This is a genomic window from Aestuariivirga sp. (assembly GCF_044239095.1).
GTDB lineage: Bacteria > Pseudomonadota > Alphaproteobacteria > Rhizobiales > Aestuariivirgaceae > Aestuariivirga.
Map to the genome: position 1 here is coordinate 1 of NZ_JBIICB010000224.1, position 7,221 is coordinate 7,221.

Annotated in this window: 9 protein-coding genes and 1 pseudogene; all 10 read right to left on the minus strand. The window is 62.8% G+C overall.

The annotated features are described in order from the left end of the window. Position 1: 1 nt before the first annotated feature. Positions 2-496 (minus strand): peptidoglycan-associated lipoprotein Pal, encoded by a 495-nt coding sequence (pal, locus tag ACILRA_RS17155; RefSeq protein ID WP_395663285.1) that lies wholly within the window; start codon positions 494-496, stop codon positions 2-4. Positions 497-587: 91 nt separating this feature from the next. Next, positions 588-1,925 carry a Tol-Pal system beta propeller repeat protein TolB gene (tolB, locus tag ACILRA_RS17160; protein WP_395663286.1) on the minus strand — a complete coding sequence of 446 codons (1,338 nt, stop codon included), beginning with the start codon at positions 1,923-1,925 and terminating at the stop codon, positions 588-590. 25 nt (positions 1,926-1,950) lie between these two features. Continuing rightward, positions 1,951-2,898: a hypothetical protein gene (locus tag ACILRA_RS17165; RefSeq protein WP_395663287.1), complete on the minus strand. Its 948-nt coding sequence runs from the start codon at positions 2,896-2,898 to the stop codon at positions 1,951-1,953. Between the two features lie 2 nt (positions 2,899-2,900). Beyond that, positions 2,901-3,404, minus strand: coding sequence for an ExbD/TolR family protein (locus tag ACILRA_RS17170; protein WP_395663288.1), 504 nt, complete (start codon positions 3,402-3,404; stop codon positions 2,901-2,903). A 3-nt stretch (positions 3,405-3,407) separates the two neighbouring features. Further along, on the minus strand, positions 3,408-4,109 hold the full coding sequence (gene tolQ, locus ACILRA_RS17175) for a protein TolQ (protein WP_395663289.1): 702 nt from the start codon (positions 4,107-4,109) through the stop codon (positions 3,408-3,410). A gap of 205 nt (positions 4,110-4,314) precedes the next feature. After that, complete coding sequence (gene ybgC / locus ACILRA_RS17180; RefSeq protein WP_395663290.1) at positions 4,315-4,761, minus strand: tol-pal system-associated acyl-CoA thioesterase; 447 nt, start codon at positions 4,759-4,761, stop codon at positions 4,315-4,317. Further along, positions 4,754-5,797 carry a Holliday junction branch migration DNA helicase RuvB gene (ruvB, locus tag ACILRA_RS17185; protein ID WP_395663291.1) on the minus strand — a complete coding sequence of 348 codons (1,044 nt, stop codon included), beginning with the start codon at positions 5,795-5,797 and terminating at the stop codon, positions 4,754-4,756. The genes ybgC and ruvB overlap by 8 nt, the downstream gene beginning before the upstream one ends. Beyond that, on the minus strand, positions 5,794-6,411 hold the full coding sequence (gene ruvA, locus ACILRA_RS17190; RefSeq protein WP_395663292.1) for a Holliday junction branch migration protein RuvA: 618 nt from the start codon (positions 6,409-6,411) through the stop codon (positions 5,794-5,796). Before ruvA ends, ruvB begins: the two co-directional genes overlap by 4 nt. Positions 6,412-6,583: 172 nt before the next feature. Next, positions 6,584-7,087: a crossover junction endodeoxyribonuclease RuvC gene (gene ruvC / locus ACILRA_RS17195; protein WP_395663293.1), complete on the minus strand. Its 504-nt coding sequence runs from the start codon at positions 7,085-7,087 to the stop codon at positions 6,584-6,586. A gap of 9 nt (positions 7,088-7,096) precedes the next feature. Beyond that, positions 7,097-7,221, minus strand: a pseudogene (locus tag ACILRA_RS17200) (IS630 family transposase); the annotation flags it as partial.

Genomic DNA, 7,221 nt, shown 5'->3' on the forward strand with positions numbered 1-7,221 from the left:
ATCAGGACGTCTTGGCGCCGCCGGTGATGACGGTGACGGCGCGGCGGTTCTGCGACCAGCACTGTTCCGCATCGCACAGGGCGGCCGGGCGTTCCTTGCCATAGGCGATGGACGAAATGCGGTTTGCTTGCACGCCTTGCGCGATCAGAAACTCACGCGCAGCGGTCGCACGCCTTGCTGAAAGCGCGATGTTGTATTCGCGCGTGCCACGTTCGTCGGCATGGCCTTCGACCTGCACCACAACCGACGGGTATTGCTGCAGCCACTGGGCCTGCCGCCGGAGCGTTTCCTGGGCCTCGGCAGAGAGCGTCGACATGTCTTCCGTGAAGAACACACGGTCGCCCACGTTGACCGTGAAGTCCTGTTCCGATCCCGGAACCGCGGCGGCGCCGGGGCCAGTGCCCGCGGCAAGGTCGGTGTTCTTCTTCGAGCAGGCGCCCAGCGCCAATACGCAGCAGAAGGCCGCTGCCATCTTGAAACTCACGCGTCTGTTCATATCGATACTTCCCGTGTTGTGGTGATCCTGAAGCGGCCATTGCATCGCCTGCATCCGGCTGCTCCGCTGGTGAGGCCCCCCGGCCCCGTCATCAATTGAGTCTTGGCGACCATGCAGGATCCGATCCGAAACCTTGGATCGGCAGGCGCTGTTCATTGTAGCCCGTGATGTCGACCGACCAGAGCTGAGGCCCGCCGGTTTGGCCGCCTGTCTCACGGAAGAACATGATGACGCGGCTGTTTGGCGCCCAGGTGGGGCCCTCGTTGTGGAACCCTTCAGTAAGAATGCGCTCACCCGATCCGTCCGGCTTCATGACGCCGATCGCAAATTTGCCGCCACCCTGCTTGGTGAAGGCGATGTACTGTCCGTCAGGCGACCAGACCGGCGTTGAATAGCGGCCATTGCCGAAGCTGATTCGGGCCTGGCCCGATCCGTCGGCATTCATCACATAGATCTGCTGCGTGCCGCCCTGATCGGACTCGAAGGCGACGCGGCTGCCATCCGGCGAATAGGAGGGCGCAGTGTTGATGGCCGGCACATTGGTGAGCTGGCGCACGCTGCGCGAGCGAAGATCCAGTTCGTAGATATTGGAGTTGCCGCCATCCTGCAGGCTCATGATCACGCGCTGGCCATCGGGCGAGAAGCGCGGGGCGAAGCTCATGTTCGGGAATTCACCCACAATCTCACGCTGCTTGGTATCTATGTTCATGAGATAGACCCGGGGTTCGGCATTGCCGAATGACATGTAGGTGATCTCGTTGGTCGATGGCGAGAAGCGCGGCGTCAGCACCAGATCGCGGCCGTCGGTCAGCGAGCGCATGTTGAAGCCATCCTGGTCCATGATGGTCAGCCGCTTGACGCGCCGGTCCTTGGGGCCCTCCTCGGCCACGAACACGACCCGGGTGTCGAAGTAGCCGTCAATGCCGGTCATCGACTTGTAGATGATGTCGGAGATCATGTGCCCGATCCGGCGAGCGTTCTTGGGGCTCGTGGTGAACTGCTGGGCAGCGAGCTGCTGCTGGGTATTGACGTCCCAAAGCCTGAACTCGACCCGCATCTTTCCGCCCTCCATGAAGGCCTGGCCGGTGACCAGCGCCTTGGCCTGGATCTGCCGCCAGCTGGCGAAACTCGGCATCTGCTCGAAGCGCGAGATCTGTTCGATGAAGGTTGCCGGATCGAGCGGCGCGAAATAGCCCGAACGCCCGAGATTGTTTGTGATGACGCCCGAGATGGTGCTGCCCGCCTCCTCAGACCCGCCACCGGCGAGGAAGGGTGCGATCGCGATCGGCAGCGGATCGACCCGGCCGCCGGTGATGTCGATTTCGGTCTGGGCAAGCGCAACGCTTCCCGATCCGAAGAGCGAGAGAACCAGAAGCACCGCCGCAGCGATCCGGCGCAGTGAATGGAAGTGTGGGTCCCTGGATGTCATGATCTGGTCTTGTTCCATTTGCCCGTCACTGCGTCGGGGTCGCGTCGGCGAACATGTTGGGGTTGAAATTGAGAACGAGGTCCTTCCAGACGTCATACTGGTCCTGCGGAAGGAAATCATAGTTCTGGCAGCCGAGAATCGCCGCAACGGTAGAGCGCGCGGTCGTATCGAACAGGAAGTCGCCCGGTCCGTTCATCACCTCTGGATTGCCCGCGATCGAACCATCAGGGTTCATCTGGATGCGAACCTTGACGGTGATGTTACCCTCACGCGCACCGGGTGGAATGACCCAGCATTCACGGATGCGCTGCACGAAGGCGGAAATCGTCGTGGCGGAGAGCGACTGGTCCTTGCCCTGGAGGTCGCGCTCGCCGGGCGCGGGCTGGCCATCGGTCAAAGCCTCCGAAGCATCGGTCGTCTTCTCGTCGTTTTCCTTATCGAGCAGCGCGTCGGTGTTCAGCAATTCCTCAAGCTTGGCCGTATCGAGCTTTGCCGGTTTCTTCTCAGGCTTCTTCTCGGGCTTCTTGACAGGCTTGGGCGTCTCCTGGGCCTTCTTCGCGGGCTCCTCCTTCTTGGGGGGCGGCGGCTCCTCAAGCGCGTCCTTCACGAGCGCGGCCATGGCGTCGGGATCAGGAGGGGTAGGTTCCTCCTTCTTCACGTCTTCCTGTTTTGGTTCCGGCTCTGGCAGCGGCGGGGCTTTGGCCTCCTTGGCGGCCTTCCGTTCTTCATCCGCGACCTTCAGCGTCTCGTCGGTCTTCCTGACGACCTCGGCCTTCTTGGGCGCGGGAGCTTCGACGGGCTGCTTTGCGTCCTTTGCGGTGGCCATCAGCTTGTTGGCATCCGCGATGTTGGAAATGTCGACGGTGATCGCCTCGACCGGCATGACCTCGTGTTTCGGGTTCGGCAGCACCACGAGTGCAGCGGCGAGGATCGCCGCGTGCAGGCCGAGGGATACTGCAAGACTTCCCTTCATCGTCAGTTCTGGCCCTCGGGCGTCGGAAGCTGCGGAGCGGGCGCAACCGCCGTGGAGCCGCCACCCGGCAAGGTTTCAAGTCCGATCTTCTTGAAGCCGGCGCTGCTGATGGCGCCCAGAACCTCCGCGATAGGACCGTAGGACGCCGCGAGATCGCCCCGGACGCGGATTTCCTTTTCGGGATCAACCCCATAGAGCACCTGAAGCTTCTGGGCGAGGAGCTCCATGGTCATCGGCTCTTCCATGAGGAAGATGGAACCGTCAGGCTTGATCGACACGGAGAGCGGCTCAACCTGGCTGTTGAGCGGCTTCGCATCGGTCTTGGGGAGATCGATGGGCACGCCCACAGTCATCAGCGGCGCTGCCACCATGAACACGATCAGCAGCACGAGCATGACGTCGACGAGCGGCGTTACGTTGATCTCGCTGATGACACCCGCCGAAGAGCGCCGCCTGGCGTTCCGCCGCTGATATCCCCCTCGTGCGCCGCCTGTTGAAGCACCCATCTGCTACACCCGTTCGTCGAGCTGGCGTGAGATGATGGCGGAGAATTCATCCGCAAAATTCTCCAGCCTTCCGCCGATCTTGCCAGCGTCATTGGAGAACATGTTGAAGAAGATTGTCGCCGGTATGGCGGCAACGAGGCCGATTGCCGTGGCAAACAGCGCTTCCGCGATGCCGGGCGCCACGACGTTGAGGCTGGTGTTCTGAGAATTGGCAATCGCCTGGAAGGCCACCATGATGCCCCATACCGTGCCGAAGAGCCCGATGAAGGGCGCGGCCGAGCCGGTGGTGGCGAGGAACAGGAGGCGCGCCTCCACGTCATGCATTTCCTTCTGGATCTGCACGTCCATCACCTTCTCGATGCGCTTCTGAACACCCTGAAAGCCAGCGCGCATGGCGGCATCCTGGCTGCGCTTCCATTCGCGCATCGCCGCCATGAAGATGGCGGCAAGCCCGATATTGTTGCGGTTGCCCATGGACATGAACAGATCTTCGAGCGACTGGCCGGACCAGAAATACTGCTCGAAACGGTCATTGGCGGCGTTCATTTTCCGCACCGCAAAGAACTTCTCGATGATGATCGCCCAGCTCCACACCGAGGCGAGCATCAGGCCGAGCATGACGAGCTTGACCACCCAGCCCGCCTGCATGAACAGATGCCACAGCGAAACCTCGCCGCCCGGTACCGTCACTGCAAAAGCTATCATCCTGTCCTTCCATCACCACCGGGGCCCACTGCCTTGAGCCGCCGATGGCCATCCTGCCTGTCTCTTGTCGGAGAGACGTCAGTCAAAACATGCCAAATCTGTCGAAACTGCGGCGATTCGGGCTTTGAGCCACCCATGCGGCCGCAGTGCCCCGCCTGTAGGCCAGGACGTTATGGCACAGGACGTAATGATGGTTAAGGCTTTGTTACGGCTGGGGTTCGAGGGAGCCGCGCAAGCGGTGAGCCATGTCTGGGGGCAGCCTTCTGGGCCGTCCTGAACCATCCACCAGCGCCACAGTCACGTGAGCACGGAAGCAAGTGTTGCCATTCAGCATCACCTCTTGCCCGATTTCCACCCTTGCACCGCCCAAGTCGAGGAAGCGCGTGTGGACCTCCAGAAGGTCATCCAGCCGGGCGGGCTTGAGGAAATCGCAGGTCATGCGGCGGACGACGAAGACAACGCCGTTGAGTACCGATTGGTGGATGCCGAGGAGCCTCAGGCAATCTGACCGGGCGCGCTCGCAGAACACGACGTAGCGCGCATGATAGACGATGCCGCCGGCGTCTGTATCCTCGTAATAGACACGAATTGGCATGATGTGGATGCCATTTCGGATGCGGCCCGAGACATCCGGCCATGCAACGTCAGCCATTGCTCTCATCCAGCGGAAGGATGCCTTGGGTGATCTCCGGCCGTTGCGGGACGGCGAGCCCCATGTGACGAAATGCATGCGGCGTGAGCAAACGCCCACGCGGTGTCCGGTTCAGGAACCCCATTTGCAGCAAATAGGGCTCGACGATGTCTTCCAGCGCGTCGCGTGATTCGGAGAGGGAGGCGGCGATGGTGTCGATGCCGACCGGGCCGCCGCCGAAATTAAGGGCGATGCATTTCAGGTATCGGTGGTCGAGCGAGTCGAGGCCGCGGGAATCGACATCGAGGGCGGAAAGCGCCCGGTCGGCCAGAGGCTTGTCGATGACGTCCGCGCCTGCCACGGCGGCAAAATCACGCACGCGGCGGAGCAGCCTTCCGGCGATTCGCGGCGTGCCGCGGGCACGCCTGGCGATTTCGAGGGCACCCTCCTCGGCGATGCCCATCTGCATGACGCGGGCGCCGCGCTTGACGATGAGGAGGAGCTCCTCCTCATTGTAGAAGTCGAGGCGGACGGGGATGCCGAAACGGTCCCGCAAGGGGGTGGTGAGGAGGCCCGTGCGGGTGGTGGCGCCGACGAGGGTGAACTTGGCGAGATCGATCTTGACCGAGCGCGCGGCGGGGCCCTCGCCGATGATGAGGTCGAGCTGGAAATCCTCCATCGCAGGGTAGAGCACTTCCTCCACCGCCGGGTTGAGGCGGTGGATCTCGTCAATGAACAGCACGTCGCGCTCTTCGAGGTTGGTGAGCAACGCCGCAAGGTCACCCGCCTTGGCGATGATGGGGCCGGAGGTGGCCTTGAAGTTGACGCCAAGCTCCCGCGACATGATCTGGGCCAGTGTTGTCTTGCCGAGGCCCGGGGGGCCTGCGAAGAGCACATGGTCCAGCGCCTCGCCCCGGGCCTTGGCGGCCTCGATGAAGATGCGGAGGTTCTGCTTGGCCTTGGACTGGCCGATGAATTCCTCCAGCCGCTGGGGCCTCAGATGCGTGTCGATCGCGTCTTCGGGCGTCTTCTCGCGGCTGATGACGGGGTTGATCATGCCAGCGCCAGCTCTTTCAGCGCCAGGCGGATGAGCTTTTCGGTTGGCTGGTCATCGCCTGCCTTGCGCATGGCGGCGGAGACGGCGGCACCGGCCTGCGCCTGGCCATAGCCGAGGTTGACGAGGGCGGAGACAGCGTCCGCCGCCGCCGTGGGCCGGGGCGCGTCGATTTCGGCGGCGAGCTTGGTCAGCGACTGGTCAAGGGGGGCGAAGGCCGGGGTCTTGTCCTTCAGTTCCAGCACGATGCGCTCGGCGAGTTTCTTGCCGACGCCATTGGCGCGGCCGATCATCGCCTTGTCCTGCATCGCAATCGCGTTACCGATTTCGGCGGTGGAGAGGGTGGAGAGGATGGCGAGCGCCACCTTGGTGCCTACCCCCTGCACGGATTGCAGAAGGCGAAACCATTCGCGCTCGCTGACGCTGGCGAAGCCCACGAGGCGGATCATGTCCTGGGAGACCAGCATCTCGGTGTGGATTTCGGCGAATTCGCCGGGGCCCGGAAGCGCCGAGAGCGTCCTTGACGAACAGGCGACGTGATAGCCAACGCCGTTGACGTCGATCACCAGCCAGTCGGCGCCCGTGGCATCGATGCGGCCTTTGAGTTTTGCAATCATCGGACCTTCATTTCTCCCGTCATCCCGGCGAAGGCCGGGATCCAGCTTCCGGCGCCCGCACGAACTGACACAAAGCTGGATCCCGGCCTTCGCCGGGATGACGCCAAGGAGGGGGTGTTGTGCTCGCGCCGGGATGACACCATGAAGGAGGTAACTGCTGCCAAAGAACAAGTCAAGAACGAGCCAGCATCTCGGCCAGCCGTTGCGAGCCGCGGTAGTGGGCGTGGCAGATGGCGACCGCCAGTGCATCGGTCGAATCCGCGGTGCGCATGCGGGCCTTGGGGAGGAGAAGCTTCACCATGTGTTTCACCTGGTCCTTTTCGGCGTGGCCGGCACCCACCACCGCCTTCTTGACGGTGTTGGGAGCATATTCGGCAACGGGCAGCTTCAGCATGGCGGGCGCCAGCATGAGGACGCCGCGAGCCTGCCCGAGCTTGAGCGTGGCGCGGGCATCGGTGTTGACGAAGGTCTCCTCCACGGCGGCCTCGTCCGGTTCAAATTCGCGAAGCACGTCGATGAGCTGGGCGTGGAGTTGGAGGAGGCGCTCTGCCAGCGGCTTGTCGCCATCCGAATGGAGCGCGCCATCGGCCACATAGGTGAGGCGCGAGCCCTCCTGCCCGATGATGCCCCAGCCGGTGTTTCGCAAGCCCGGGTCGATGCCGATGATTCTGATCATGCTGTTAGTCTAGTGGATTGACTCCAACGTTTGGAACCCACGGTTCCGAGCTGCGATGATATCGCCAGGGTTGGCTTTCCATGCGAAGGGTTTGGGACTGGAGGCGTTGTATTCGCGGATGAAGCGGTTGATGG

Bases quoted from the DNA above. Each gene is read 5' to 3' on its own strand.
- tolB (WP_395663286.1), bottom strand. From the start codon at position 1,925: ATGACATCCAGGGACCCACACTTCCATTCACTGCGCCGGATCGCTGCG.
- ruvB (WP_395663291.1), bottom strand. From the start codon at position 5,797: ATGATCAACCCCGTCATCAGCCGCGAGAAGACGCCCGAAGACGCGATC.
- ruvC (WP_395663293.1), bottom strand. From the start codon at position 7,087: ATGATCAGAATCATCGGCATCGACCCGGGCTTGCGAAACACCGGCTGG.
- pal (WP_395663285.1), bottom strand. From the start codon at position 496: ATGAACAGACGCGTGAGTTTCAAGATGGCAGCGGCCTTCTGCTGCGTA.
- ACILRA_RS17170 (WP_395663288.1), bottom strand. From the start codon at position 3,404: ATGGGTGCTTCAACAGGCGGCGCACGAGGGGGATATCAGCGGCGGAAC.
- ACILRA_RS17165 (WP_395663287.1), bottom strand. From the start codon at position 2,898: ATGAAGGGAAGTCTTGCAGTATCCCTCGGCCTGCACGCGGCGATCCTC.
- ybgC (WP_395663290.1), bottom strand. From the start codon at position 4,761: ATGGCTGACGTTGCATGGCCGGATGTCTCGGGCCGCATCCGAAATGGC.
- tolQ (WP_395663289.1), bottom strand. From the start codon at position 4,109: ATGATAGCTTTTGCAGTGACGGTACCGGGCGGCGAGGTTTCGCTGTGG.
- ruvA (WP_395663292.1), bottom strand. From the start codon at position 6,411: ATGATTGCAAAACTCAAAGGCCGCATCGATGCCACGGGCGCCGACTGG.